We start from the raw sequence: 25,114 nt of genomic DNA on the forward strand, positions 1-25,114 counted from the left end.
GTTCTTTTAGTTGTTGATTTCATAACACTCTCCAATTTTGGGGGTGGAAAGTGTCAACCTTATTTAGGACGGCACACAGTCATGTTAAAAAAGCGGGAATATCAGTTCCCGCTTTTTTAATTGATTGATGAAACGACGCACTAACTTAGTACTGGTCCCTGATTGAGTGTGGAATCATCTTTTAGTGAGGATGTTGAAGCGATAGGCTCGGAAACCACTGTTTTGCTTTCAACAAGCGGTTCAACAGGACCATCAAGTTTCTCTTGCTCTGGGTGAACGTGCTCTGGAAGCATTGCCCATGGCTTAGGTTCGCGTCGAATACTATGAAACAGCGTTAAGCTCATTACTGCGATAAAAATGGCGATAGGGAAACCGGCAATAATGGAGGCCGTTTGCATTGCTTTTAACCCTCCTGCGTATAGAAGTACTCCCGCAATGGCTGCGATCATGATCCCCCACAATACGCGTATAGAGGTAGGAGGCTCACTGTGCCCAGCGGCATCGAGGGTACATAGAACCAAGGTACCCGAGTCTGCGGAGGTAATGAAATAAGTACCGAGTAATAGACACGCAAGCACGCTAAGTAGTTTACCAAACATACCTGTATCTAGATTGTCGAATAGCGTAAACAAAGCGCGTGTCGTATCGGCTTTAGTCGCTTCAAGAATCGGGCCGCCAGAAAAATCCGCAGGTGGTGTTTGTTTGGCTTCTTGTGCCGCAGTGACTTGCTCTTGATGAGCAACACGAGCGTCTTGCTCTACCTTCAACGCTGCACCACCAAATACTGAAATCCATAAAAACGTGATTAGCGTAGGTACGATTAATGCGCCACCGATAAGTTCACGTATTGTGCGTCCTTTAGAGATACGAGCTACAAACATGCCAACGAAAGGCGCCCAAGTCATCCACCAAGGCCAGTAATAAGCCGTCCACCAGTTTTGCCAGCCAGAGTCATTCTGTGCATCGCTCCATAAGCTCATACCGACAATGTTTTGTGCATAAAGCCCCGTACTTTCGAGTAGCGTATTTAAGATATAGCGAGTTGGACCAATGTAAAGTACGACTAGCACGAGTGCGAGTGAAAGCAGCATGTTCCATTCTGATAAACGGCGAATACCTTTTCCTACACCAGATAGCACCGACGCAACCGCACAAGTACAAAGGGAAACGATAATAAAGAGTTGAATCCCCAAACTAATGTCTAGACCAAAGGCTTGATTCAAACCAGAGTTTATTTGGATAACTCCCATCCCCAAGGTTTGAGAGATACCGAAAGCAGTCACCGCGACTGTTAGGATATCAACCGTGTGCCCGATAGGCCCATAAATACGATCACCAATCAAAGGGTACAAGATAGAGCGTAGGGTAAAAGGCAGATCTTTACGGTAGGAAAAGTAAGCTAATGCGAGTGCAACAATGATAAAGACAGACCAAGGATGTAGACCCCAGTGAAAGAATGTCAGTTTCATTGATGTTGTTGCGGCTTCATTGGTCAGGCCTTGAGTAAATGGGTTGTCAGCGTAATGCCACATCGGTTCGGCGACCGACCAGAAAATTAAGCCTATCCCCATGCCTCCGGAAAAAAGCATGGATACCCAAGACAAATAACTAAACTCTGGTTTTTCGTCATCTTTACTCAAACGAATATGCCCATATCGACTAACCATAAGGTAAAGAAGAAAACCGACAACGAGTGAAACAAGTCCGATGTAAAACCACTTCATATTCTGTAGCAAAATGCCGGAAATCGTTTCGAAGTATTGGCCCGCTTGATTGGCGAGAATGGCGCAGAAAAGTACAAAACCGATAACGACGATCTTTGATGCGATTGTCACAGTCGGATTGAGTCCTTTCAATATCCCAGATGTTGCTCTCATAGGCATCCCTCACAGTGCGTTTGTTTTAGCGTTATTGTTTGTTGCGTTATTGTTAATTTTTGAAAGAGAGTAGAGAGAGGGCTTTTGTGTTTCAACTGATTAATACTCATTGGTTAATGAGTATTAATCATGACAAGAAGATCATTGTTAATTAAAAGGTTATTTTTTTGTTCGAGATCAATGCATGAATGACAAAAACTCATCCAAGCCCGGCGAAAAAGTCGTTTTTTTGTTGCCGGGTTGTTAATCAAAATCATCTCCACTAACACAACACGATGTTGTACGCACTGGATGCAACTCGACTCTCGGAGATAAGAATATGAGCAATGTCAACCAAACCATTATTCCTGTTGAACTCGTTGATAATGTACTGAACCCAATCAGTGAAGCAACAGGAATGCCGAATCAGGCCTACACCAGCGAAGAGTATTTTACTTTTGAGCGTGATCAGGTGTTTGGTAACACTTGGGTATGTATTGGTTTTGCATCAGACCTGCTTAATAATGGTTATGTAATGCCACTTGATTTCATGAATCTTCCACTACTCATGATGAGAAATCGTCAAGGTGAAGTCCAAGTCTTCCACAACGTGTGTAGCCACCGAGGTATGAAGCTGGTTCATGAGGCAGGCGAAGTTCAAGGCATGATTCGCTGTCCTTACCATTCATGGACGTACGATCTTGACGGCAATCTAAAAGGCACACCACACATCGGTGGTATCGCAAAACACAAAGATGACCGATTTAAGTGTGAAAAGCATGGCCTTAAGCCACTTCGTTCAGCCGTTTGGATGGACATGGTATTCGTCAACTTATCGGGCAAAGCAGAAAGCTTTGAAGAGCATATCGCGCCGCTAGAGCAACGTTGGCAGCAATTCTTAGGTGAAGAAGGATTAGGGCTTCTTCGCCGCGTGAACATGGGTGGCAACTTAGAGATAGAAGTGAAAAGTAACTGGAAGCTTGCCGTAGAAAACTACTGTGAAGCTTACCACTTACCTTGGGTGCATCCGAGTTTGAACAGTTATTCTCGCCTAGAGGATCACTACAACATCATGTTTGCAGAGCGTTTTGCTGGCCAAGGTAGTCTCGCATACAACCTCTCTGATACTGCAGGAACACACTTACCTAAATTTCCAAGCTGGCCAGAAGATAAACTGCGTCATGCAGAATATGTTGCACTCTTTCCAAACGTGTTGCTTGGTATTCAAGCCGATCATGCCTTTGCAATGATGATTGAACCAATCACTGCGAATAAAAGTGTTGAGCACCTACGTGTTTTCTATGTGGGTGATGAAGCAACGAAAGATGAGTTCGCTGCGTGCCGTACTGCTACCGTTGAGTCATGGCGAGTCGTATTCGGCGAAGATATTGGAGCGGTCGAGGGCATGCAGGAAGGTCGTTACTCACCTGGCTTTGGTGGTGGTGTGTTCTCACCAGAAATGGATGTTCCAACGCATTTCTTTCAAACCTGGTTGGCAAAGCAAGTGAAAGCGGCACTGGAGCAGTAATATGATGCATTACCTTAATTATATTGATGGTGAGTGGTGCGATTCAGAGCAAGCGCTGACCGTCATGAACCCTGGCACAGCCGAAGCGTATGCGACGGTTGCAGAAGCCACTATCACCGATGCAGATCGCGCAATGGCAGCGGCACGTCGAGTAGTCAATCAAGGCGTTCTTTCGGACGTTCGTCCAGCCGTCAGAACCGAGTGGATGTTAAAAGCCGCCGCGGCTATTCGTGAAATGGTTGATGAAGGTGGGTTAGTTGCCTGCCGTGAAAATGGGAAATCTTTGCAAGATGCCAAAGATGAGTTTTTAGAATCGGCACGTTACTTCGAATACTACGCTGGCATGGCCGACAAGCTGGAAGGCACGTCAATTCCGTTGGGTAAAGATTATGTCGATTTCACCCAATATGTGCCGTTTGGTGTGTCAGTGCAGATTGTGCCGTGGAATTTCCCAGTTTCTATTTGTGCACGCTCATTAGCACCTGCATTAGCTGCTGGTAACGCAGTGGTGATCAAATCGCCAGAGATTTCCCCACTCGCTATGACGTTGTTGATTAAAGCGATTGAAAAAGCGGGTTTCCCAAAAGGCGCGATTAACTTGCTATGTGGCAAAGGCTCCGTAGTTGGCAGCCACTTGGTGCAGCATCAAGACGTTGATCAAATTGTCTTTACAGGTTCTGTGCCGACCGGCCAACGCATACTGAAAGATTCAGCGCAACGCGCCACACCATCTGTGATGGAGCTGGGTGGTAAATCGGCCGCTATCGCACTGAAAGATGTGAGTCTCGAAACGCTTTTACAAAGCGTTCAAGTCGGTATTTTCTTTAACGCTGGTCAAGTTTGTTCGGCAATGTCTCGTTTGCTAATTCAAAAAGAGCGTTATGAAGAAGTAAAAGCGGCGGTAGTGAAAATGGCGCAAGACCTAACCATTGGTCAAGGTGAAAGCCAGCCGGATATAACACCGTTGGTATCGGCTGATCAACAAGCGCGCGTGCTTGAAATGATAGACCAAGCAAAAGCCGACGGCGCGAACATCCTAACGGGTGGATACGCCCCTGATTTGTCGGGTTACTTTGTGGCACCGACGGTGATTGAAGCCTCACCAGATATGCGTATTGCTCAAGAAGAAGTGTTTGGTCCTGTACTGGTAATTACACCGTTTGAAACCGAGCAAGAGGCCGTTGAAATCGCGAATTGCACCGATTTTGGCCTGGTTGCTGGTGTCTTTGGTGAAAGCCTAAACCAAACATTGCGTGTGGCGCAGCAACTGCGTGGTGGGCAAGTGTTCATCAATGAATGGTTTGCTGGTGGTATCGAAACACCATTTGGTGGCGTGGGCTTGTCCGGTTTTGGGCGAGAAAAAGGACAAGAAGCGATTTATAGCTATGTCCAGACACGCAATATTGCCATTCGTTTGCAGCAAGACAGCAACGTATAGGTACCGTGTAACTGTATTTTCATCACCTCGTACCGGCTTGGATTTCAGACCACAAGCTAGGGCGAGGTTGATGGAATCACAACAAATCTGACAACGGTTTGTAAACACGGAAATTCTGAACAAGGTAGTTGGAGTATAAGTGATGAGAAAGTGGCTCTGTATTATTTGCGGCTTAATCTATGATGAAGCACAAGGTTGGCCATCCGATGGCATTGCACCAGGAACAGCATGGGAAGATGTGCCGGATGATTGGTTATGCCCCGATTGTTTAGTGGGTAAGGCCGATTTTGAAATGATCGAAATCACCGACGATGCGCCAGTAGAAGAGGTCGTGGCAGTGTCTTCGGTATCGGTAGGATCGTCTGTTCAGCCAAATACGGCTCAGCCACTTCCATCTGAAGTCACTCAACCTATATTTTCAGCTGACCCTATCGTTATCATCGGCAGTGGCCACAGTGGTTACCAGTTGGCAGCGACACTTAGAGCACAATCTGAAACGGTTCCGATCACTGTCTTTACCGCTGATGATGGCGCACTGTACAGCAAGCCTGCCTTGTCTAATGCACTGGTCATGAATAAAGACGGCGACGCGCTACAAAGTGAGAGCGCGTTGGAGTGGGAAAGCCGTCTCAACATCCGAGTTTACCCGCATACCCGTGTTGAACAGATCGATCGTGCCAATTCAACGTTACATACCTCCATCGGTAAATACGCCTACAGCCGCTTGGTACTGGCAACAGGTGCATCACCGATTGAAATCCCAATTGAGGGCGATCGCTCTTGGGTTATGAGTGTGAACGACTTAGTTGATTACCGCCGTTTCAGAGCGGAGCTGCAAGACAAAAAGCGCATCGCGATCCTAGGTGATGGCTTAATTGGCTGTGAGTTCGCAAATGATCTGATCGAAAGCGGTTATGAAGTAACAGTTATCGGGTTGGGTCAATGGCCAATGGAGCGTTTGATCCCGCAACAGTTGGGTGAATCATTACAAAGCGCACTTGCCGATCGAGGCGTGCAATGGGCTCTACAAGACAGTATCACCAGAATCGAGCCAAGGTCCGCATCCAGTGCGGTTTTACATCTAAACAGTGGCAAGCAGATTGAAGCAGATCTAGTGCTGAGCGCGGTTGGACTCAAGCCAAATGTTTCTCTGGCTGAGCGCGCGGGGCTTGAAGTTGGCCGGGGCATTAAAGTGAATCAATTCGGCCAGACGAGTGATGAGAATATTTACTCGCTAGGTGACTGTGTTGAAACTGAGCAAGGTTGGCAGCCCTATATTGCACCGATTAATCAAATGATCCCTTCTGTAGCGAAAAGCTTGCTAGGCGATGTCGCCCCTATCTCGTTAACACCAACTCCAGTGATTGTAAAAACGCCGATTCTTCCACTCACGATTTTCCCGGTAGCCGCTGAAGAACAGGGACAATGGTACATCGAGACCCAAGCAGATGAATTGACCGCTGCGTTTTATTCACCAGAAGGAGCAATGCTCGGTTTTGCGTTGCTAGGAAGAAAAGTACAGTCATTACGCGGCCCTTGGCTAGATCAATTGTCATTGAAACTGTCAGCAGCGTAGCGGAGAAAAAAGATGATTCATTTACCCAATGATGACGTGACGTGTGGTTGGTACCATGCGTTGCCAAGTATTCCAGAAAAATCGGCGTTAAAAGGTAAACAAAGTGCTGACTATGCCGTGTTAGGTGCCGGTTTCGCAGGCCTAGCTATGGCAAGACGTTTAGCTGAACTTATGCCTAATGCACGAATTATACTGATTGATGCGCAACGTATCGGCCAAGGGGCTTCAGGAAGAAATTCGGGCTTTGTTATCGATTTGCCTCATAAGTTTTCACTTGAGCATCCCGACCCTGAGCACAAACAAAAGTTATTGTCGCTCAACCGTTCTGCGATTGCTCAGCTAAACACTTTAGTGTCGAAGCACAGTATTTCTTGTCAGTGGTCAGCAAAGGGCAAATATCAAGGAGCCGTAGGGGCGCGCGGTGAAGCGTATCTCGATCACTTTGAGCACCTAATGAAAGACCTTGGCGAACCATACTTCCATGTTAATGGCAGTGAGCTGGCGAAAGTCTTGGGAACCAACTACTACAGCCGCGCAATTTACACGCCAGGTGGTTATTTAATGCAACCTGCTGCTTTGGTGCGTGGGCTAGGGGAAAGCCTTCCAGAGAACGTCGAGGTGTTAGAGAACTCGCCAATCCGCAAGCTCAGTAAAGAAAACGGTTGCTGGGTATTACATGGAGATAGTGGCTCTGTTGAAACCCCTGAACTGCTGCTTGGGACCAGCATTTTTACTCGGGAGTTTGGTTATCTTAAAAACAGACTACTTCCAGTGATGACGTTTGCAAGCTGGACGCGTCCATTAACCGACGCAGAAATGCAACGATACGGAGGTGAGCTGAATTGGGGGTTAACTCCAGCTGATCATGCGGGAACGACGTTACGTATGACCGCCGATCGACGTATTTTGATCCGCAATACTTACAAACACGTGCCGAAATATGGCTCAAGCATGAACGATAAAGTCAGAGAACAAATTCGCGACGATCATCGTCAGGTCTTTCTGGCGCGTTATCCCGAGCTGGCCGACGTACCATTTACTCACACATGGGGTGGGGTGTATGCAATCTCTCGTAACTTTACTAACTTTTTCGGTCAATTAGATGAAGGTGTTTATGCCAGCGCTTGTGACAATGGTGTTGGTGCTGCGTGGGGAACCATTTCTGGAACACTGTTAGCTGACTATGTCGTTGGTGCGACATCTAAATCATTGGATGACATACAGCAAGTGACAGGAATGCCTTGTTTGAATCCGCCAGAGCCTTTTTTAGGTTTGGGAGTAAAAACGCGTATCCAATTAGCAAAATGGCAAAGCCGGAGTGAATTATGAAGCCAGTCAAACTTGTTGATAGTAAAAGTCTAGATTTCAATGTTCGTGGTGATACGCCAGGAATGGCGTATGTTGCCAGGGCGTTAAGCCCAGAAATTTCACCAAACATAGGCGTAGGCTTTGCTAAATGGGAAGGCGCTAAAGTGGCTTGGACAGTGCTTTATGATGAGGTTATTTTCGTGATTGAAGGCTGTTTCGAGCTGACCGCAAATGGTGAAACACATTTTGTGCACCCAGGTCAGATGCTGTGGATACCGGAAGGGACTGAATTGGTTTATGGTGGGCATGCTCTGTTCGGCTATGTGGTTCATCCAGGAAACTGGAAAGAGTTACATGGTATTGAATGACTTTTATCATTTAGTTGTGTTTCGGAAAGGCAAAATAAAAATCTGATTTTTAACCATAACTTTTCGCAAAAGAACTTAATCTCAATGGAGCAAGGGTTTCATACTTGCTATGTTTCTTGGTCACGTTTCCAGACGTGTTAGACCTTTCTCAATTGCTATTTTATCTATCAAAAAGGGAAGCCTTGGCTTCCCTATAATGAGTCTTCTTTTGGCTTGGCTAAAGCTTTTATTTTAGCTCAAATTTACCCTGCATGATTGCCCAGTGACCCGGGAACGAACAGAAGAATGAATAGTCACCGCCGGCTTTCATTTTCTCAGTACTGAACGTAATGCTGGTGCTTTCACCGCCACCAATTACTTTTGTGTGAGCGTAGACGCGATCATCATTTGGTTTTACGTAGTTATTTTCTGCTCCAGCTGCCATGCCATCAGTACCGACTGCTTGTAGGTTGGCTGTGTCAGAGATGACCACGTTGTGACCCATCGATTGCGCTGGCATCTTACCTGTGTGATTCAGCGTTAGTTTTACCTCTTTACAAGTGGCTGGTACGCTCAATGTTTTAGTAGAAAACTGCATCATATCGTTAGCATCTAATGACACTTCACACTCGGCACTGGCTTGGGCACCAAAGCTCATTCCTACTAATGCGAAGGTTGTTGCTAATAAACGTAAAGACATATAACACTCTCCATTTTGTATTTTAGGCTGACTTGGATTGATCTTATCCAATAGTTCTCATTATCAGCCAATTTTCACTCCAAAAACGTGCTTCAATCGGTATATTGACGTTTTGTTGCAAGCTTGTACTGGTCAGTTCCGCTATTTGATCACTCAAATGCCTTATTTCATGCGATTGCGTGAGTTAAATCAAAAGTCGTGATTAGCCAGAGTTAAGGTGAAAATAATCTCTCTAAACGGGTGGCAGAATTGTTTGGTTTTACGGTATTGGAGAGGTTTCAAGAAAGAAGCTCAGCTAAATTGCTGAGCTTCTAGAGAACAGACGACAAGTAGGCCTAGCGAGTTTGCTTTAACGTGTGCAACACATCATGCAGTGAAGGTGCGACAGTATGGCCTAATTGCTTTATTTCGTCACAAGGCTCAACCAAATCAGGAATTTGATAAGTGATCATGTTCGCTGCTACCGCAGCACGTACGCCATTATTTGAATCTTCAAAAGCGAGACATTTGGTTGGATCTACGCTTAGACGACTTGCTGCAAGCAGGTAGATCTCTGGATCAGGTTTGCCGTGTGACACTTCACAGCCTGTCGTTAAGTTGTCGAAATACTTGCTTAGGCCCGCTAACTCCAACTTCTTCTGTGCCACTTCTTTTGCTGTAGAAGTGGCGACTGCAATTGGCAACCCTTGGCCTTTCAACCACTCAAGCAGCTCAATCACCCCTTCTTTTACCGGTATCGCTTGGTGCTTAACCACAGCGTCGTAACGGTCGCGCCACTCTTGGTGTAAGCGGTCAAGATCATCCCCATAAGCTTTACGAAAAATCACTTCAATGCCCGCTGCATTGCGACCAATGATTGAAAGGTAAACATCTTTATAGAAGGGTAGGTTCTGGGCTTCACATGCTTCTTGGAAAATATGCATACAGACGCGCTCAGTATCAAGGAGCAAACCATCCATATCAAAAATAGCAGCTTGGTAGTTCATTACATTAAGACTTTTTGGTTGGGATGGCGCATTTTGACACAAGCAGATCGTTTTTTCTTCTAAAAATTAGAACTTGATTTTGATCCTATGAGTTCACATTGCCTCTGAACACACTATACACAGAGTCTATAAATTAGGTGTGAAATATAATATTTTTAAAATTATAAAAATTTCAGTTAAATAGATAAAACTCTATCTTAATATAAGCTAGAGTTTTATTAATATTCTATTGTTATTTTAACTATTGGATAATTTATTAATAGTTAAAATTAATAATAAAATAATACCAAGTCACGATTGTTTACGACTGCATGAGTGTACCAGCTCTTGACTTCAGATATTTGTTGCTCTGATAAGCCTCCGAAGTCAACGTTATCTTGGTGAATATCTTGATTTTTTATCATAAAAACAACAGGGAAATCGTCAGGGAGTGGGAATTTTATGGGATAATCGGTATTAGTGAATGGAATATCGCAGAAATCGTTTACATCGCAAGGATACCAAGAGTTATTGGATAAGTAATAACCAGTGATCTTACATATAGCTTCAAGCAAGTAAGCATAGGCGTAACCCAAGTGACTGTATTTTATCTCTTCAGACAGCATCTGCATAAGAAGCTCTTCAGCTCGGATGCTTTCGCCACTACTTTCCAGCATTTCATTAATCACTTTAAAGGAGTCTTGACACCTTTCCATGATGGCTTTTTCTAGCTCTGGATTACGCTCATTCTTTAGTACGTTAAAAACCTTTTCAGTATCTAATGAATATACTGTCGCCCCATATCCCATATTTTATTCTCCTCACTTTTATACAGTTAAATTCATTTAAGTGTTTTTATCGAAGGGATTATATTTTGATGTTTTTTGAAGGTAAAGTGTATACATAGAGGTTGTATTTATTATGATGAACTTTGAAAGTTTAGATTCTTAAAATAAATACTATATATTTAATTTTATTAGATCTGGCTCATAAAAATACCTTAACTATTATTGTGTTTATTGTTAAGGGTTATTAAATCTGTGAGGTGGTTCAAGACAATAAAATTTAGAAGAAAATACCGTCAAACTTAGGTGGCTATTCTATCTGAGCACTCAGCTCACTACTTATAGTGGGCTGAGTGAGCGGTTGGGCATCGGCTCTTTATTTGGCGATGAATATGCCATATTAGGTGATATTCGTTAGTGTCTATTTTATCCCTAGCCGTTTTGCTAATCGGTGCAAATTGCCGTTATCTAATTCAAGCTGACGTGCCGTTGCTGCCCAGTTACCTTGGTTCTCTTCCAGAACTCGAACAATCATCGCTTTTTGGAAGGCGTCTGTGGCAGGCTTTAATCCGCCTTCTGGTAGCTCAAGCCGAGATTTTTGTTCCGTTTCTTCAACGTTCTTGATGTTCTGATTCGGCGTTCGGATGTCAAAATCTTGCTCAACTAACTCAATGTCCATGGCGTGGGTACGCGCTTTTGCCAAAACACCAGCACGTTTAATGACATGTTCAAGCTCTCGCACGTTGCCTGGCCATGAATAGTCTTTGAGTGCCTGCACCAAAGTGGGGGACAAACGAATGCTGTTCAATCCCAATTTGCTTCTTAAACGTTCGGCAAAAAAGCCTGCGAGTAACACCACATCGTCTTCACGTTCACGAAGAGGTGGAACATGAAGCGGGAAGACGCTTAGACGGTGATATAAGTCGGCTCGGAAGCGACCAGCAGTCACTTCTTCATGCAATATACGGTTGGTGGCGGCGACAATGCGTGTATTGACTCGAATATGGCGGTCATCACCCACACGTTGAATGTCGCCGTATTGTAGGGCTCGAAGTAACTTGGCTTGCAGCTCTAACGACAGTTCGCCGACTTCATCTAAAAACAGTGTGCCGCCATCGGCTTGTTCGAACTTACCCTTGCGATTGCTGATTGCGCCTGTAAATGCGCCTTTGATATGGCCGAACAACTCGCTTTCCGCGACTGATTCTGGCAGCGCCGCACAGTTGAGGTAAACCAAAGTATTGCTAGAGCGGCTAGAGCGATGGTGAATAGCGCTGGCAACCAACTCTTTACCTACGCCCGTTTCTCCCATCACCAGCACAGACAATTCCGTATCGGCGACGGCATCAATCTGCTCTTGAAGATTCTTCATACCCTGAGAGTTGCCAATGATTTCATTACTTAAGGTGCGCTTCTCGGCGTAAGAGTCACGTGGCAGGCTCGCTTGTGTTTCTAATTGCTCTAACAGGAGTGCAGTGTGTAGGCCACCTGCTGCCAACGCGCTGACAAAACGTAACTCTTGGTTGCGTAGCCCATCAAATTGATTGGGGTCGAAGGCGTCAATCGTAATGGCACCAATCAGTTGATCGTCGATCAGCAGAGGTAAACCAATGCAGGAATGGACATGCAGTTTGTCATCGTGGTTTGGAATCAAGCCATCGTATGGATCAGGTAAGTCGCTGTCAGAGGGAAAGCGCACGATATCGCCTGCTCGGGCAATGGCTTCTAATCTTGGGTGCTGCTCAATGGAGAAACGGCGTCCAAGCACTTCTTTCGCCAATCCATTGATCGCTAAAGGTTTAAAGTGTTGGTCTTCATACAAAAGAAGGGCAGAAGAGTCACACTTCAATACCTCTCGAATCGTGGTTAACAACGTATCGAAGCGAGCCTGTTGAGTGAGGGCCGAGTTAAGGTCTTGCGTGATGTGTAGCCATTGCGCGATTAAAGAAGTCATAGCCAATACCGATTGTGTCAATATGACTATTGTAGTGTCTTAATGACAATTTTCAACTGTGTCTAAATGACAGTTGTTAAAGTTAATATTTAATTAAGTGGTTGAAATATAAGATAATTAAAAGTTGGCACGCCCAGTGCAATACAAGAAGAAATTATTTTTGTTTATCCCGTCATTCAAGGTAGTAATTATGACAATTCACGTAAAAAACAACATCCACTGGGTAGGTCAACGCGATTGGGAAGTCCAAGATTTCCACGGTACAGAATACAAAATGACAAAAGGTACCAGCTACAACAGTTATCTAATTCGTGAAGAGAAAACCGTATTGATTGATACGGTCGATCATCGATTCAGTCAACAATTCATCCAAAATTTAGAAATGGAAATCGATCTTAAGTCTATCGACTTTATCGTGGTAAACCATGCAGAGGAAGATCACTCAGGCGCATTGTCGGCATTAATGGAGAAGATTCCGAACACGCCAATTTACTGTACAGAAGCGGCGATTGATTCCATCGTTGGTCATCACCACCATCCTGAGTGGAACTTCAAAACCGTAAAAACAGGCGACAGCATTGATATTGGCAACGGTAAGCAATTGGTGTTCGTGGAAGCGCCGATGCTGCATTGGCCAGACAGCATGATGACTTACCTAACTGGCGATGCAGTATTATTCAGCAATGACGCATTTGGTCAGCACTACTGCGATGAACGCTTATTCAATGATGAAGTGGATCAAAATGAGTTGATGGAACAGTGTTTGCGTTACTACTCAAACATCCTAACGCCATTCAGCAGCTTGGTAACCGCAAAAATCAAAGAAGTGCTGAGTTTCAATTTGCCTGTCGACATGATCGCAACGTCACACGGTATTGTATGGCGCGATAATCCGGTTCAAATCATCGAGCAATACTTGGCGTGGGCAGACAATTATCAAGAAGATCGCATTACGATTTTCTACGATTCAATGTCAAACAACACTCGAATGATGGCCGATGCAATCGCGCAAGGCATTCACGATGTCGATCCTGGTGTGGCGGTCAAAGTCTTTAATGTCTCTAAGCATGATAAGAATGAAATTCTCGCCAACGTATTCCGCTCAAAAGGCATCTTGGTTGGTTCTTCTACCATGAATAACGTCATGATGCCGAAGATCGCAGGCATGCTAGAAGAAATTACCGGTCTGCGCTTTAAGGCGAAGAAAGCCGCTGCGTTCGGTAGCTACGGTTGGAACGGTGGTGCGGTGGATCGTATCCATGCTCGATTGACTGACGCAGGCTTTGAAACCGCGGTGAGTTTGAAAACCAAATGGCGACCAGATGGTAAAGCGATGCGTGAATGTCGCGAACATGGTCAAAACATCGCGAAATTGTGGGCAAAGCATGACCTGACAAGTCCTGTTACTTCGCTGGCGATTGCTGCGTCTGCACCACAAGTTCAATCACAACCCGCTGCACAAGTAGCAACACAAGCGGCAGTAGATGCTGCTTCTAGCAACCCTAGTACTGAGGCGCATCCTGCAGGTTGTCAATGCATGGTTTGCACCGTTTGTAATTGGGTATACGACCCAACTAAAGGCGAGCCTAATCAAGGCGTTGAACCGGGCATGGCATGGTCTGAAGTGCCAGATTACTTCTTGTGCCCAGAATGCCACTTGGGTAAAGACGTCTTTGTCGAATACAACGGGTAAGGGGGAGAATATGCAAGCATCTATTGTGATTATTGGTAGCGGCTTTGCGGCTTACCAATTGGTGAAAACAGTGCGTCGAATGGACGCACATATTCCGCTGCAAGTGTTTACTGCTGATGATGGCGCGGAATACAACAAGCCCGATTTGAGTCATGTATTCAGTAACAAGCAAACTGCCCAAGATTTGGTAGTTAAAAGTGGTGAGGCGTTTGCACAGGAACACAACATCGAACTGTTCGCCCATACCATGATTGAGCATGTCGACGTGCAAGCTCAGCAAGTGGTCGCCAACGGCCAAACCTATCCTTATTCCAAACTGGTGTTTGCGACAGGCGCGAAAGCCTTTGTGCCGCCAATATCTGGTGGTGCAGCACCTGAGGTGATAACGCTGAACTCGCTACAAGAATATCAATTAGCGGAAGAGCAAATTAGCCGCGCGGAACGAATTCTAGTAATGGGTGGTGGTTTGATCGGCGTCGAGATCGCCATGGATCTCGCAACCAGTGGTAAAGCCGTTACGGTGGTTGAGCCAAATCCCCGTTTGCTCGCTAACTTGATTCCTGAATTTGTTGCATTGCCGCTGGAGAATCAACTTAAGCAGCAAGGTATTCAACTTGCCTTAGAGACTGGAGTTGTCGCGATCAATCACTCGGATGATTCGCTGGTGGCAAGCTTGAGCAAAGGTAAGGAAATCGAAGCCGATGTAGTGATTTCAGCTGCGGGTTTACGTGCTAACACTTGGTTAGCGAAGGCTTGTGGGTTGAGTGTCAATAAAGGCATCGAGGTGGATGCTCGATTACAGACATCAGCAGCCAATGTGTTCGCATTAGGCGATTGTGCTGAGATCCAAGGTCGAATGATGCCGTACCTCCAACCGATCGTGCTAAGTGCCAATGCTTTGGGCAAACAACTACTGGGGCAAGAAGCAGAGTTGAAACTACCGCCCATGATGGTAAAGGTCAAAACGCCGAGCTACCCAATTCAATTGGCAGGCGATTTTAGTTCGGTGACGAACTGGAGCGTGCAGATTTCTCAAACAGGCATTGCCGCGAAAGCAGAAGATGAAAATAGCCGACTCATGGGCTTCGTCGTGACGGGAGAACAAGTTACGCAAGCATTTCCATTGCTTCGAGAGTTGTCTCAAGCCGGTCAGGCTTAACCGATTTAAACGAAAAGAATTGTAATTAGAGAGGGTATTATTATGTCGCATCTACGAATTCCTAAAGACTGGACTGTTCAACGTTCAACGCCTTTCTTCACTAAAGACAATGTGCCACCAGCGCTACTGACTCATCACAATACCGCTGAGGGTGTGTTTGGGCAGCTGTGCGTCATGGAAGGGCAAGTGACTTACTACGGCTTTGCTGATGAAAATGCCACAGAAGCAGAAGTAGTGGTGGTGATTAATGCAGGCCAGTTTGCTACAAGTCCACCGCAGTACTGGCACCGCATTGAGATGAGCGATGATGCTCAGTTCAACATCAATTTCTGGTCGAACAAGGACAAGAGTGGGCAAGCGATGTTCCACGCTAAGCAGTAGTGAACCTTTGTAAGTGCTTTGACTGTTACGCTAATCGTCAAGTAAAGGGGTGTAGAAGGCGCAATAAACGGACTGCAATGCAGGATCATCGAGACCGAGGAAAGAGAAATCACGAGTAATGATTTCAATTCTTTAGTAGCATGTTACGAAACATTTCAGTCAGGTGAACTAAGGGAAGCGTGCAATGGAAAAACAACGAGTAGCATTTATTGGTCTGGGTGTGATGGGATACCCAATGGCTGGTTACCTAAGTAAAGCGGGCTTTGAAACCAAAGTATACAACCGCACAAAAGCGAAAGCCGACAAATGGGCTGAAGAATACCAAGGCGTAGCTTGTGAAACACCACGTGAAGCGGCAGAAGGCTGTGACATCGTTTTTACCTGTGTGGGTAATGATGATGACGTTCGTAGCGTTGTTTACGGTGAAGAAGGCATTCTGGTCGGTTTGAAAGCAGATGCAGTGTTAGTCGATCACACGACGACTTCTGCAGACCTAGCGGTTGAGCTGGCTGAAGCGTGTGCTAAGTATGGTAATCACTTCATTGATGCGCCAGTTTCTGGTGGTCAAGCGGGCGCAGAAAATGGTGTTCTAACCATCATGTGTGGTGGTGAACAAAGCATTTTTGATCGTGTGTCTCCGGCGATGGATGTGTACGCGAAGCAGATGACGCTACTGGGTGAAAACGGTCAGGGTCAACGCTGTAAGATGGTAAACCAAATCTGTATTGGAGGCGTTTTACAAGGTCTGAGTGAAGCTTTGTTGCTAGCACAAAAATCAGGCTTGGACATTGCTCAAGTTGTAGAAACACTTAAGCATGGCGCTGCAGGTTCTTGGCAGATGGAAAACCGCGCAAATACGATGGCTGAAGACAAGTTCGATTTTGGCTTCGCTATTGATTGGATGCGCAAAGACTTAGGTTTCTGTCTGCAAGAAGCTGAGCGAGTGGGTCTAGAACTTCCACTGACTAAGAAAGTGGATGAGCAATACGCAGACCTTCAACGTGATGGTTTAGGTCGCATGGATACATCAGTACTGATCAAAGCGGTAGCTAAAAATCAGTAGTTGATGAATCAGTAATAGATAAACAGCTCTTTGGTATCAAAGAGCTTAAAGAAATCTAAGTTAATCATAATGAATCTCCTTGAGCATGGTTTATGACTTGTGATTAAGGATTAGTGATTTGAAATCAGGAGGTGCTGTTGGGCACCTCCTTTTTTATGTCTTTTAATCACACAGCGTGACGATCACAGCGTTCGCTTACTTGTTTAAGCCTAGTGCAATCTCAAGACCTTTGCCGTACGCTTCGTCCGCTTGGTATGCGTGTTGAACGTGGCGCTGTTGGATGAACTCTGGTACACCGTCCATTGCGCGAGCTGTGTTGTCGAACAGAGTTTGACGTTGCTCTTCACTCATCAGACGGAATAGGTCACCCGCTTGGCTGAAGTAGTCTTCGTCTACACGGTGATCGTAGTGATCAGCGTTGCCGTTGATGCGTAGAGGTGGCTCAGAGTAATCTGGTTGCTCTGCCCATTCTTGTTTGTAGTTTGGCTCGTAACCTAGTGTTGAACCAAAGTTGCCATCAACGCGCATTGCGCCATCGCGGTGGTAGCTGTGAACAGGGCAACGAGGTGCGTTCACTGGGATTTGATGGTGGTTCACACCTAGACGGTAACGCTGAGCATCGCCGTAAGCGAACAGACGACCTTGTAGCATCTTATCTGGAGAGAAGCCGATACCAGGTACTACTGCAGCTGGGTTGAACGCTGATTGCTCAACTTCTGCGTAGAAGTTTTCTGGGTTACGGTTCAGTTCAAACTCACCAACTGGGATCAGTGGGTAGTCTTTTTGAGACCATACACGTGTTAGGTCGAATGGGTTGAAGTTGACTTCATCCGCTTCTAGCTCAGGCATGATCTGTACGTACATCTTCCATTTAGGGAAGTCTTGACGCTCAATCGCTTCGTAAAGGTCACGGTGATGGCTTTCGCGGTCTTTACCTACGATCGCTTCTGCTTCTTGGTCAGTTAGGTTTTTGATGCCTTGCTGAGTTTTGAAGTGGAATTTTACCCAGTAACGCTCGTTTTCTGCGTTGATGAAGCTGAATGTGTGGCTACCAAAACCATGCATATGACGGTAAGAAGCAGGGATACCACGGTCACTCATTACGATAGTCACTTGGTGGAATGCTTCAGGTAATGACGTCCAGAAATCCCAGTTGTTGGTAGAGCTACGCATGTTAGTGCGAGGGTCGCGTTTTACTGCGTGGTTTAGGTCTGGGAATTTTAGTGGGTCACGCAGGAAGAATACTGGTGTGTTGTTACCAACCAAGTCCCAGTTACCTTCTTCAGTGTAGAATTTTAGTGCGAAACCACGGATGTCGCGTTCTGCGTCTGCTGCACCGCGCTCACCAGCTACAGTAGTGAAGCGAGCGAATAGTTCTGTTTTTTTGCCGATGTCAGAGAAGATCTTAGCGCGAGTGTATTTTGTGATGTCGTGCGTTACTGTGAACGTACCGTAAGCACCTGAACCTTTTGCGTGCATACGACGCTCAGGGATCACTTCGCGGTCAAAGTGTGCCAATTTTTCAAGGAACCAAACGTCTTGTAATAGTTGAGGGCCACGAGGACCTGCAGTCATAACGTTTTGGTTATGTGCGACAGGGCAACCTGCTGCTGTAGTCAATTTCTTGTTTGTCATTTTTCTTCCCCCTCCAGGGCTCAATACCTTAGAAACTGTAGAGGAGGTTATTACGGAAAAGCTGGAGGAGAAAACTGATATTGCTTATCAATTCAATAGATGGTGACTATGGTCGAAACTATATTAGAATCAGAAATTTACTACATTAGCTTGATTGACATAACAATCGACGTTATCGAAAGCGATTGACTGGGGGGGAGCGCTACCCAGTTAGCGTGTCTGCGATGCTAGTAATATCGCCCCTTAAATGAAGTTTTACGTGTCATCAAAGGGGCGAAAGGGGGGAAGTAATTAAGAGTACTTCACTTCAAGTTGTTCAGCTTTTGCAAATGCTGGGTGTGTCGCGAGCTGTTTCCCATAACGTTCAATATTAGGGAAGTGATTAACTAAACCAAACTTTTGAACCAATTCGACAATGAAAGACATCATGATGTCTGCGCCAGTCAGACGCTCTTCTACTAGGTAAGTTTTGCCTTCTAAGGATTGCTCGAAGTAGCCTAGTACATTCATTGCTTCCTTGTCGGCATAGCCTGATAAAAACTGAGTTTCATTTGGCTCTTTGCTTACGAAGATTTTTAGCAACATAGGTAAAATTGCAGAGCTTTCTGCAAAGTGCATCCATTGCAAATATTCTGTGTGTGCTTTTGTACCACGCTCAGGAGCAAAGGCTCCGTCACTGTATTTCTCAATCAAATATTCGGTCATTGCACCCGACTCAATGATAATCTCGCCGTTATCTTCAAGAACAGGTGACTTTCCTAATGGGTGAACACTTTTTAGTTCTGGCGGTGCCATGAAGGTCACGGAATCACGGACATAGGGTACAATCTCGTAATTTACATCTAACTCTTCAAGTAACCAAATGATGCGCTTTGAGCGAGACTGATTGAGGTGGTGAAGTTTAATCATTTACATATCCCTTTTTATAATGGATCGTTAATCTGTACTACAAGTTTGCCGAAATTCTTACCTTCCAACAGACCGATGAATGCTTCTGGCGCATTATCCAGTCCTTGTACTAGATGTTCGCGGTATTGGATCTTTCCTTCTGCCAACCATTGATTAATATCTTGCGCAAATTCACCGTAACGATGTCCGTAATCATCAAAAATGATGAAGCCTTGCACCTTGATTCGTTTGGTCAGGAGCTTACCCATTAGTAATGGAAGGTGGTCGGTACCTTCAGGCAGCTCTGTCGCGTTGTACTGAGAAATCAAACCACAAAGGGGGATACGCGCGTTTGTATTCAGAAGTGGCATTACAGCCTCGAATACTTTGCCACCTACGTTTTCGAAGTAAACATCGATACCTTTGTCACAGGCATTTTTCAGTTGTTCTGCAAAGTCTTCAGCTTTGTGATCAATACACTCATCGAAACCAAGCACCTCTTTAGCGTAACGGCATTTTTCTTCTCCGCCTGCTATACCAACAACTCGGCAACCTTTGATTTTACCAATTTGACCAACTGTTGCGCCTACAGGCCCCGTAGCAGCTGCTACCACGATGGTTTCCCCTGGTTTTGGCTGACCAATGTCGAGTAAACCCATGTACGCGGTAAATCCTGGCATACCTGCAACGCCTAGCGCGTAAGAAGGATTTTGCGGTTCTTTACCAAGTTTAATGACCATCTCACCAGTTGAGATAGCGTAGTCTTGCCAGCCAACGGTGTAGGCAAGAACCCATTCACCCGCTTCGTAATCTGGGTGGTTTGATGTTTCTACCTGACAAACTGTACCACCGACCATTACGTCATCAATTGCAACAGGGTCAGCGTATGATTCGGCATCACTCATGCGACCACGCATGTATGGATCTAGAGATAAATAAACCGTTCTCAATAGCATTTCACCCTCTTTCGGAGTCGGTTTCGTTACCTCTTCTAAACGAAAGTTTTCTTGTGTCGGTGCACCATGGGGACGTGACGCGAGTACGATTCTGCGATTTGTTGCGTTAGTCATATCTATCTCACTTGTTGATTAGACCGGTCGTCTAGTATTTGTTTCAAAATATCCCGCTTATGTAAAGCGGGAAGGTTTACTGTGTTAACACTGACGCTTTTTCTGACAGTGAAACGTGTGTAGGGTGTTCATTATGCTTCCACGCCGCCCGTTATGGGCAAGTGCGCGTATTCTGCAGTAAGTGTTGAGTATAGGTCAGACTTTGCGTCAATGCTGCCTGATCTTGATAAAGTTTGTTCAGCAAGCTAGCGCCATTCCAAAGGTAGTATATCTGCCTTGCTAATAACGCACTGTCACCATTGGGGATTGAGCCATCTTGAATTCCGATGTCAATGCAATCCGCTATCGCTTGAATGGTTTTGTCTGCTCCTTGGCGTAATGCCAAGCGCATTGACTCTGAGAGATCGGAGACTTCTGCACTTAACTTAACCAATAAACATTTGTTCGCATTACACACGTCGTCTTCTACTTTGACCATTTCTTCGAAATAGCTCATTAGGCGTTGGTAGCCACTCAGTTCAGTATTGGTAAAGCGTGCGTTTAAACGCTCAAAATACTTAGTAAAGTAGTCTTGAATCATCGCTTCACCAAATTGTTCTTTGGACTTGAAGTAATGATAAAACGAGCCTTTTGGCACTGCGGCCTTTTTTAATAGCTCTGAAAGACCAACACTCGTGAACCCTCGGTTTACGATCAACTCGTATCCGACGTCGAGAATATGTTGGCGTGTGTCATTCGTCTTTGCGTTCATGAAGTGTACTATAGAATGAATTAGACCAGTCGTCTAGCCTTTGTTGTGGGTTATTTAATCAGCTCATACTCAATAACAAATAGCGTGTCGGTATTTGGGTAGATTTCTCGAATTAACTGCTCGAGTTTTGGTAGTTCGATGGCTTCTTGTTCTGCATGAAACTCATTAATGTCTTCAAAGTGAAGTGGTTCTACAGAACGTATCTTGATATCGCAGACTTTACGATCCGTTTCTAAGGTAAAAACTTCGACTTCTGTATTGGGAACGTAATGGCTTTCTGATTCATCTCGAATCGTTATCGTCTTTTTGCCTGACGTGATCAACGGAGTTAAGAATTCAAAAAAAGTAATCTTGGTTGGATGAGATGGCATGATGTACTCGTTAGTCTGGTTGTTTGGCGTAATTATATACCCAAATCCCTCAGAGATTCCTGTATTACTAGAACGATCGAGCGCGGATGAAGCGAATTAACTTGGCACTAAAGTAACCTGAGATAACGCCTATCCAGTTGGTGCTGAGATCATCAAAACTAAATGATCGATTTGGAATAAAAAGTTGGCTTATTTCTTCCATTGAAACGATAGCTAGCAGCAGTAGCAAAAGACGAATCCCAAAAAAGTCGGTTTTATTCGAGCTCACCAGAGAAGGGAACGTGAAGACCGATAAAAAGCCGATCAATAAACTGAAAGTAAAGTGAAGCGTACTCGATCCGCCTAAGTAGGTTTCCATTTGCAGGTAAGTGGTATGGTGTAGGTCAGAGCTTTTCCACAAAGAAAGTGAAGCGGTTAACATCAGGACTAAAACAAAACTCGTGCGTGCCAGTATTAAAGCCATAATTAACCTATTGGAAAGAAGCCTAAGTAACGTTTTACAAAGTACAGTGCAGCTAAATTCTGGATAGCCATGCCAATTGCCATTGCCCACGCTGCACCAATCACCCCAAACATTTGGCAAAGCGTAACAAGTAGGCAGATGGACACCGTACCGGAGGAAATTGTAATGTATTTCATGGTTCTCTCATGACCACTCATTAATAATAAAAAACCTACTGAACCAGTCGCAACATTGACTAACTGCCCCAGAGAAAGGACGACTAATAGTGGCGCCGCGGCGAGAAACTCCTCACCAAAAAACTGCATTACAAACTCGGGGAAGAGGGTGCAAATAATTACGGGTACAATCGCTAAACCAACATTGGCTCGGCACGCCAAGCGGCTCAGGTTCTGCAGTTTACGCATTTGACGCTCTTTGTAGAGAGAGGCAAACATCGGGGCGACCACAAAGTTAATGGTAATCAGCACGAAGCCAATCAGTAGTGATGTACGTTGGGCTGCGGCTAACAAACCGAGTTCCGCTGTTGAGATAAAAAAGCCCGTAATAACAAGGCTTCCCCATTGAAGAACATTCGTGAAGATACTGCCAACCCAGACTTGCTTGGCAGAAGAGACCATTTTTTTGTTTGGTACGAAAGCCGATGTTTGATATTGATCTGAGCCAAGCCAATTGGCACTAGATATGACCGCGACACCTATGCTCGCTAAAAGCAGTGCGGTCATTAGATTGTTGATATTTTGCTGACCGATATAGTCTAGGGCAAAGACAAAAATGACCATCAACATGCTTACCCCAAGCTGCAACGCAAACAGAGATGATACGACTTTTCTACATGCTTGAAGCACCCGACTGTTGGTTTGCGCAAGCACCAAGAAAGGTATGCAAAGCAAGCATAAAGTAATCGCATACATTGGTGATTGAGTCTGGTTTAGCTGTTCTGGAAACAGATTAAACCCTGCTAACAAAACGCCTATGGCGAGCAAGCAAAATGCCATACTTCGATAAAGTGCGGTTTTATAGTTTTGGCTTTGTTCAAGCTTCTCTTTGTTATTAAAAGCGATCGCATTGTAACGAACTAACGAGACATCAAAACCTAGCTGAGAAACGATAGCGAGTAGCGAGACTAGGTTGAATAAAAAGAAAAATTGACCGGCCGTCGAAGCGTCACTGGTCTTCGATACAATCAGAGTCAGTAAAAAAGCAAATAGCGCACTCAACACACGCGTGATTGCGGTTTTTAATCCAGTAGATAACAAGCTTTTTTTACCGCTGGGCATCAACAGTAATTTTTGTTGAACAGTGTGAAACATAGGGGCATTTAACCGTAAAGTTTATTGAGTGCGAGGCGCTGTTTTTCTTCACTGAAGGCATCGTTTAATTCTGCTGTATATTGGCGAAAATCAATCTCTTCATAATGATTGACACAATGCGCGATCTGCTTGGCCATTTCTTCAGGTGTGAGCGCTAAAAACGGGTAGTTGAGATCTTTGGTTGCGCCGATGGTCCGAATAACCATAGGAAGATGTAACTTGGATGCTTCTAGAATGGTTAACGGCATCCCTTCCCATGCTGCAGTATGTAGATAAAGGTCTGAACCCTTGAGCTTTTCAACTACCTCATCGCGAGGCAGCATGCCCGTTACATCCACATTTTCAGTGCGTAATTTCTGTTCGAGTACGTGGTCACCGCCACCTATCCATGTGATTTCTATCGGGCGGTTAAGCGCATACCGATTAAGGAACTGCAATGTGCTGATAAGAAACTGAGGATCTTTTTGGGGCGCGACACGACCAAGTACAACGAGCTTCAGCGCTTCTTGCTTGTTTCGCTCTATACGATCTTCACTTTGATAAGACACGTAGTTGTTGAGCAGTTCGGCACGTTTCGCACCAATGCTAATGGCTAGGTCACACTCTCGTTGGCTACAGCCTGCAACCACATCAATTTTGCTCAGTTTTACTTTCTCTAGTGCTTTATAGATCTGGCGTGCAAGCTCTGAGATATCTTCACGTTCGAAGGCATAACAGTGCGGTGTGTAAACCAAGCGTGCCTTGCCAATCTTTAGAAATCGGCCGAGAAATCCCGCTTTACTCGAGTGCAAATGCACGACGTCGGGAGCAAGTGATGCAATCATGTGGTTTGCATCGCGAATAAATTGAAGCAAGCCGCCTTCTACCCACTTTGTCTGTACGAAAATGTGGTGGTTGTTCTCATTGGTCAAGTCGTTTTCTCGGGCTCTGGCTAGCAAGAAATGTTGATAAGGCTCGTCTCTGGATGAGTGAACATAACTATAGAGGGCGGTTTGAACGCCACCTCCAAACGCTTCTGTAACATGGAGTACTTTCTTCATGATGATTTTGTCCCTGGTGTTTGCATCCATTTGTGTTTAAAAGCATCACGCTCTTGCTCTGAATAAACGTGGCGATACAAGGGAAGATCGTACATATAGAACAGTTTTGAGAAGTCGTAGTGATTCTTAAAGTGTTGGTGGATATTGGAGTACCACTTGTTTTTCGCTTCGTTGCTGTTTTTCAGTACGAAGTCTTGCAACTCAAGAAACTCACCGATTTCTTTATCAAGAGAACTGAGCTGTTCGCATTTGATTAGCATGACGTTGGCCTGATCGTTCTGGAATGTGAAGAAAGGTTGAGTGTTGTCCAGCTCTTGGCGCATCACATCGATATTGAAATTACGCTTTAACTCGTTGTCGAACCAGTCCGCAAAATAGTTGAGATTGATATAGTTATCAAAGCAATGCTCGAGGTGCTGATACGTGACTTCCATATCTCGGTGAATTGCATCATTCTTTTTGCCTTCGATAAATTGCAAATGGAGGTCTTGAAAGAAACGAGAAAAGACAGTTGCGATTGGATCGCGGACCAGCGTAACGATTTTAATCTGCTCGCGTTTTTGTAAGATACGTTTTCGCTGCTTGAGCACTAAGCGATAGAGTGCGCGGTTTCGGAAGTCGAAGAATTTACTCACGTCTTTTTTATTGTGATACATGTGAAATTCTTCGTGATCATCAAAGGTGTGGATGTGATAGCTCGGGATATTTTTCTCCCCTAGCGTGTGCTCAATTGATGAGGAGCCAACTTTGCCCATTTGGTAAACTAAAACAAAATTATCAGCTTGGAGTTCTCGGTTCTTTTCAAATTGTCGAGAGATTGAATACTTCATCTA

Annotated in this window: 23 protein-coding genes and 1 pseudogene; 10 read left to right on the forward strand and 14 right to left on the reverse strand. The window is 45.0% G+C overall.

Annotation, left to right across the window (positions count from 1 at the left end):
- Nucleotides 1-140: 140 nt before the first annotated feature.
- On the reverse strand, nt 141-1,877 hold the full coding sequence (locus tag R7E38_RS12890) for a BCCT family transporter (RefSeq protein WP_044129598.1): 1,737 nt from the start codon (nt 1,875-1,877) through the stop codon (nt 141-143).
- 319 nt (nt 1,878-2,196) lie between these two features.
- Here R7E38_RS12890 and R7E38_RS12895 point away from each other — a divergent pair, with 319 nt between their 5' ends.
- The 6 genes and pseudogenes from R7E38_RS12895 (at nt 2,197) to R7E38_RS12920 (ending at nt 8,074) form a co-directional block, all read left to right on the forward strand.
- Entirely contained in the window at nt 2,197-3,384 is a 1,188-nt protein-coding gene (locus tag R7E38_RS12895; protein ID WP_226084009.1) for an aromatic ring-hydroxylating oxygenase subunit alpha, read from the forward strand.
- Between the two features lies 1 nt (nt 3,385).
- Nucleotides 3,386-4,822 (forward strand): aldehyde dehydrogenase family protein, encoded by a 1,437-nt coding sequence (locus R7E38_RS12900; RefSeq protein WP_206970762.1) that lies wholly within the window; start codon nt 3,386-3,388, stop codon nt 4,820-4,822.
- A gap of 142 nt (nt 4,823-4,964) precedes the next feature.
- Nucleotides 4,965-5,126 (forward strand): annotated as a pseudogene (locus tag R7E38_RS12905) (rubredoxin); the annotation flags it as partial.
- A complete protein-coding gene (locus tag R7E38_RS12910; protein ID WP_226084011.1) occupies nt 5,115-6,398 on the forward strand; it encodes an NAD(P)/FAD-dependent oxidoreductase in 1,284 nt (427 codons plus the stop codon). The pseudogene R7E38_RS12905 and the gene R7E38_RS12910, both read left to right, overlap by 12 nt.
- Nucleotides 6,399-6,410: 12 nt before the next feature.
- The gene (locus R7E38_RS12915; RefSeq protein WP_005385877.1) at nt 6,411-7,727 is read left to right on the forward strand and encodes an NAD(P)/FAD-dependent oxidoreductase; all 1,317 of its coding nucleotides are present in this window, start codon (nt 6,411-6,413) and stop codon (nt 7,725-7,727) included.
- Nucleotides 7,724-8,074: an ethanolamine utilization protein EutQ gene (locus R7E38_RS12920; RefSeq protein WP_017635301.1), complete on the forward strand. Its 351-nt coding sequence runs from the start codon at nt 7,724-7,726 to the stop codon at nt 8,072-8,074. Before R7E38_RS12915 ends, R7E38_RS12920 begins: the two co-directional genes overlap by 4 nt.
- Nucleotides 8,075-8,300: 226 nt before the next feature.
- Here the strand turns inward: R7E38_RS12920 and azu are convergent, their stop codons facing one another.
- From azu to norR, 4 genes are all read right to left on the reverse strand, one after another.
- Nucleotides 8,301-8,753, reverse strand: a complete 453-nt coding sequence (gene azu / locus R7E38_RS12925; protein ID WP_005375211.1) for an azurin — start codon at nt 8,751-8,753, stop codon at nt 8,301-8,303.
- Between the two features lie 335 nt (nt 8,754-9,088).
- Nucleotides 9,089-9,739 carry an HAD family hydrolase gene (locus R7E38_RS12930; protein WP_005385872.1) on the reverse strand — a complete coding sequence of 217 codons (651 nt, stop codon included), beginning with the start codon at nt 9,737-9,739 and terminating at the stop codon, nt 9,089-9,091.
- A 269-nt stretch (nt 9,740-10,008) separates the two neighbouring features.
- Nucleotides 10,009-10,527, reverse strand: coding sequence for a hypothetical protein (locus R7E38_RS12935; protein WP_053307894.1), 519 nt, complete (start codon nt 10,525-10,527; stop codon nt 10,009-10,011).
- A 397-nt stretch (nt 10,528-10,924) separates the two neighbouring features.
- The gene (norR, locus tag R7E38_RS12940; RefSeq protein WP_005375220.1) at nt 10,925-12,457 is read right to left on the reverse strand and encodes a nitric oxide reductase transcriptional regulator NorR; all 1,533 of its coding nucleotides are present in this window, start codon (nt 12,455-12,457) and stop codon (nt 10,925-10,927) included.
- Between the two features lie 190 nt (nt 12,458-12,647).
- Here norR and norV point away from each other — a divergent pair, with 190 nt between their 5' ends.
- The 4 genes from norV (at nt 12,648) to R7E38_RS12960 (ending at nt 16,753) form a co-directional block, all read left to right on the forward strand.
- Nucleotides 12,648-14,150 carry an anaerobic nitric oxide reductase flavorubredoxin gene (gene norV, locus R7E38_RS12945; protein ID WP_005375223.1) on the forward strand — a complete coding sequence of 501 codons (1,503 nt, stop codon included), beginning with the start codon at nt 12,648-12,650 and terminating at the stop codon, nt 14,148-14,150.
- Nucleotides 14,151-14,160: 10 nt separating this feature from the next.
- On the forward strand, nt 14,161-15,309 hold the full coding sequence (norW, locus tag R7E38_RS12950) for an NADH:flavorubredoxin reductase NorW (RefSeq protein ID WP_054577063.1): 1,149 nt from the start codon (nt 14,161-14,163) through the stop codon (nt 15,307-15,309).
- A gap of 42 nt (nt 15,310-15,351) precedes the next feature.
- A complete protein-coding gene (locus R7E38_RS12955; RefSeq protein ID WP_005375231.1) occupies nt 15,352-15,690 on the forward strand; it encodes a DUF1971 domain-containing protein in 339 nt (112 codons plus the stop codon).
- Between the two features lie 184 nt (nt 15,691-15,874).
- Nucleotides 15,875-16,753: an NAD(P)-dependent oxidoreductase gene (locus R7E38_RS12960; RefSeq protein ID WP_005375233.1), complete on the forward strand. Its 879-nt coding sequence runs from the start codon at nt 15,875-15,877 to the stop codon at nt 16,751-16,753.
- Nucleotides 16,754-16,948: 195 nt separating this feature from the next.
- On the opposite strand, the gene R7E38_RS12965 is transcribed toward R7E38_RS12960, so the two are convergent.
- From R7E38_RS12965 to R7E38_RS13005, 9 genes are all read right to left on the reverse strand, one after another.
- Nucleotides 16,949-18,388, reverse strand: coding sequence for a catalase (locus tag R7E38_RS12965; RefSeq protein WP_017821260.1), 1,440 nt, complete (start codon nt 18,386-18,388; stop codon nt 16,949-16,951).
- Nucleotides 18,389-18,679: 291 nt separating this feature from the next.
- Entirely contained in the window at nt 18,680-19,297 is a 618-nt protein-coding gene (locus R7E38_RS12970; protein ID WP_005375238.1) for a glutathione S-transferase family protein, read from the reverse strand.
- A gap of 14 nt (nt 19,298-19,311) precedes the next feature.
- Nucleotides 19,312-20,346: an NADP-dependent oxidoreductase gene (locus R7E38_RS12975; RefSeq protein ID WP_005375239.1), complete on the reverse strand. Its 1,035-nt coding sequence runs from the start codon at nt 20,344-20,346 to the stop codon at nt 19,312-19,314.
- Between the two features lie 151 nt (nt 20,347-20,497).
- Nucleotides 20,498-21,097: a TetR/AcrR family transcriptional regulator gene (locus R7E38_RS12980; RefSeq protein ID WP_005385858.1), complete on the reverse strand. Its 600-nt coding sequence runs from the start codon at nt 21,095-21,097 to the stop codon at nt 20,498-20,500.
- Nucleotides 21,098-21,147: 50 nt separating this feature from the next.
- A complete protein-coding gene (yqfB, locus tag R7E38_RS12985; RefSeq protein ID WP_226084008.1) occupies nt 21,148-21,468 on the reverse strand; it encodes a N(4)-acetylcytidine aminohydrolase in 321 nt (106 codons plus the stop codon).
- Nucleotides 21,469-21,535: 67 nt separating this feature from the next.
- A complete protein-coding gene (locus tag R7E38_RS12990; RefSeq protein WP_226084007.1) occupies nt 21,536-21,931 on the reverse strand; it encodes a VanZ family protein in 396 nt (131 codons plus the stop codon).
- Nucleotides 21,932-21,933: 2 nt separating this feature from the next.
- Nucleotides 21,934-23,241 (reverse strand): oligosaccharide flippase family protein, encoded by a 1,308-nt coding sequence (locus tag R7E38_RS12995; protein WP_021707644.1) that lies wholly within the window; start codon nt 23,239-23,241, stop codon nt 21,934-21,936.
- A gap of 8 nt (nt 23,242-23,249) precedes the next feature.
- Nucleotides 23,250-24,281, reverse strand: coding sequence for a glycosyltransferase family 4 protein (locus tag R7E38_RS13000; RefSeq protein WP_206957823.1), 1,032 nt, complete (start codon nt 24,279-24,281; stop codon nt 23,250-23,252).
- Nucleotides 24,278-25,111, reverse strand: coding sequence for a putative capsular polysaccharide synthesis family protein (locus R7E38_RS13005; protein WP_005375258.1), 834 nt, complete (start codon nt 25,109-25,111; stop codon nt 24,278-24,280). Before R7E38_RS13005 ends, R7E38_RS13000 begins: the two co-directional genes overlap by 4 nt.
- Nucleotides 25,112-25,114 lie beyond the last annotated feature (3 nt).

The organism is Vibrio sp. Vb2131 (genome assembly GCF_033338535.1).
Taxonomy (GTDB): Bacteria; Pseudomonadota; Gammaproteobacteria; order Enterobacterales; family Vibrionaceae; genus Vibrio; species Vibrio alginolyticus.

What these genes read in the sequence shown, in the direction of transcription:
- R7E38_RS12900 (WP_206970762.1), top strand. Translation starts at nt 3,386, where the DNA reads ATGATGCATTACCTTAATTATATTGATGGTGAGTGGTGCGATTCAGAG.
- R7E38_RS12930 (WP_005385872.1), bottom strand. Translation starts at nt 9,739, where the DNA reads ATGAACTACCAAGCTGCTATTTTTGATATGGATGGTTTGCTCCTTGAT.
- R7E38_RS13000 (WP_206957823.1), bottom strand. Translation starts at nt 24,281, where the DNA reads ATGAAGAAAGTACTCCATGTTACAGAAGCGTTTGGAGGTGGCGTTCAA.
- R7E38_RS13005 (WP_005375258.1), bottom strand. Translation starts at nt 25,111, where the DNA reads ATGAAGTATTCAATCTCTCGACAATTTGAAAAGAACCGAGAACTCCAA.
- R7E38_RS12920 (WP_017635301.1), top strand. Translation starts at nt 7,724, where the DNA reads ATGAAGCCAGTCAAACTTGTTGATAGTAAAAGTCTAGATTTCAATGTT.
- R7E38_RS12955 (WP_005375231.1), top strand. Translation starts at nt 15,352, where the DNA reads ATGTCGCATCTACGAATTCCTAAAGACTGGACTGTTCAACGTTCAACG.
- R7E38_RS12890 (WP_044129598.1), bottom strand. Translation starts at nt 1,877, where the DNA reads ATGAGAGCAACATCTGGGATATTGAAAGGACTCAATCCGACTGTGACA.
- R7E38_RS12910 (WP_226084011.1), top strand. Translation starts at nt 5,115, where the DNA reads ATGATCGAAATCACCGACGATGCGCCAGTAGAAGAGGTCGTGGCAGTG.
- R7E38_RS12935 (WP_053307894.1), bottom strand. Translation starts at nt 10,527, where the DNA reads ATGGGATATGGGGCGACAGTATATTCATTAGATACTGAAAAGGTTTTT.
- R7E38_RS12980 (WP_005385858.1), bottom strand. Translation starts at nt 21,097, where the DNA reads ATGAACGCAAAGACGAATGACACACGCCAACATATTCTCGACGTCGGA.
- R7E38_RS12970 (WP_005375238.1), bottom strand. Translation starts at nt 19,297, where the DNA reads ATGATTAAACTTCACCACCTCAATCAGTCTCGCTCAAAGCGCATCATT.
- R7E38_RS12895 (WP_226084009.1), top strand. Translation starts at nt 2,197, where the DNA reads ATGAGCAATGTCAACCAAACCATTATTCCTGTTGAACTCGTTGATAAT.
- R7E38_RS12975 (WP_005375239.1), bottom strand. Translation starts at nt 20,346, where the DNA reads ATGACTAACGCAACAAATCGCAGAATCGTACTCGCGTCACGTCCCCAT.
- azu (WP_005375211.1), bottom strand. Translation starts at nt 8,753, where the DNA reads ATGTCTTTACGTTTATTAGCAACAACCTTCGCATTAGTAGGAATGAGC.
- R7E38_RS12915 (WP_005385877.1), top strand. Translation starts at nt 6,411, where the DNA reads ATGATTCATTTACCCAATGATGACGTGACGTGTGGTTGGTACCATGCG.
- R7E38_RS12995 (WP_021707644.1), bottom strand. Translation starts at nt 23,241, where the DNA reads ATGTTTCACACTGTTCAACAAAAATTACTGTTGATGCCCAGCGGTAAA.
- R7E38_RS12990 (WP_226084007.1), bottom strand. Translation starts at nt 21,931, where the DNA reads ATGGCTTTAATACTGGCACGCACGAGTTTTGTTTTAGTCCTGATGTTA.
- yqfB (WP_226084008.1), bottom strand. Translation starts at nt 21,468, where the DNA reads ATGCCATCTCATCCAACCAAGATTACTTTTTTTGAATTCTTAACTCCG.
- R7E38_RS12960 (WP_005375233.1), top strand. Translation starts at nt 15,875, where the DNA reads ATGGAAAAACAACGAGTAGCATTTATTGGTCTGGGTGTGATGGGATAC.
- R7E38_RS12965 (WP_017821260.1), bottom strand. Translation starts at nt 18,388, where the DNA reads ATGACAAACAAGAAATTGACTACAGCAGCAGGTTGCCCTGTCGCACAT.
- norV (WP_005375223.1), top strand. Translation starts at nt 12,648, where the DNA reads ATGACAATTCACGTAAAAAACAACATCCACTGGGTAGGTCAACGCGAT.
- norW (WP_054577063.1), top strand. Translation starts at nt 14,161, where the DNA reads ATGCAAGCATCTATTGTGATTATTGGTAGCGGCTTTGCGGCTTACCAA.
- norR (WP_005375220.1), bottom strand. Translation starts at nt 12,457, where the DNA reads ATGACTTCTTTAATCGCGCAATGGCTACACATCACGCAAGACCTTAAC.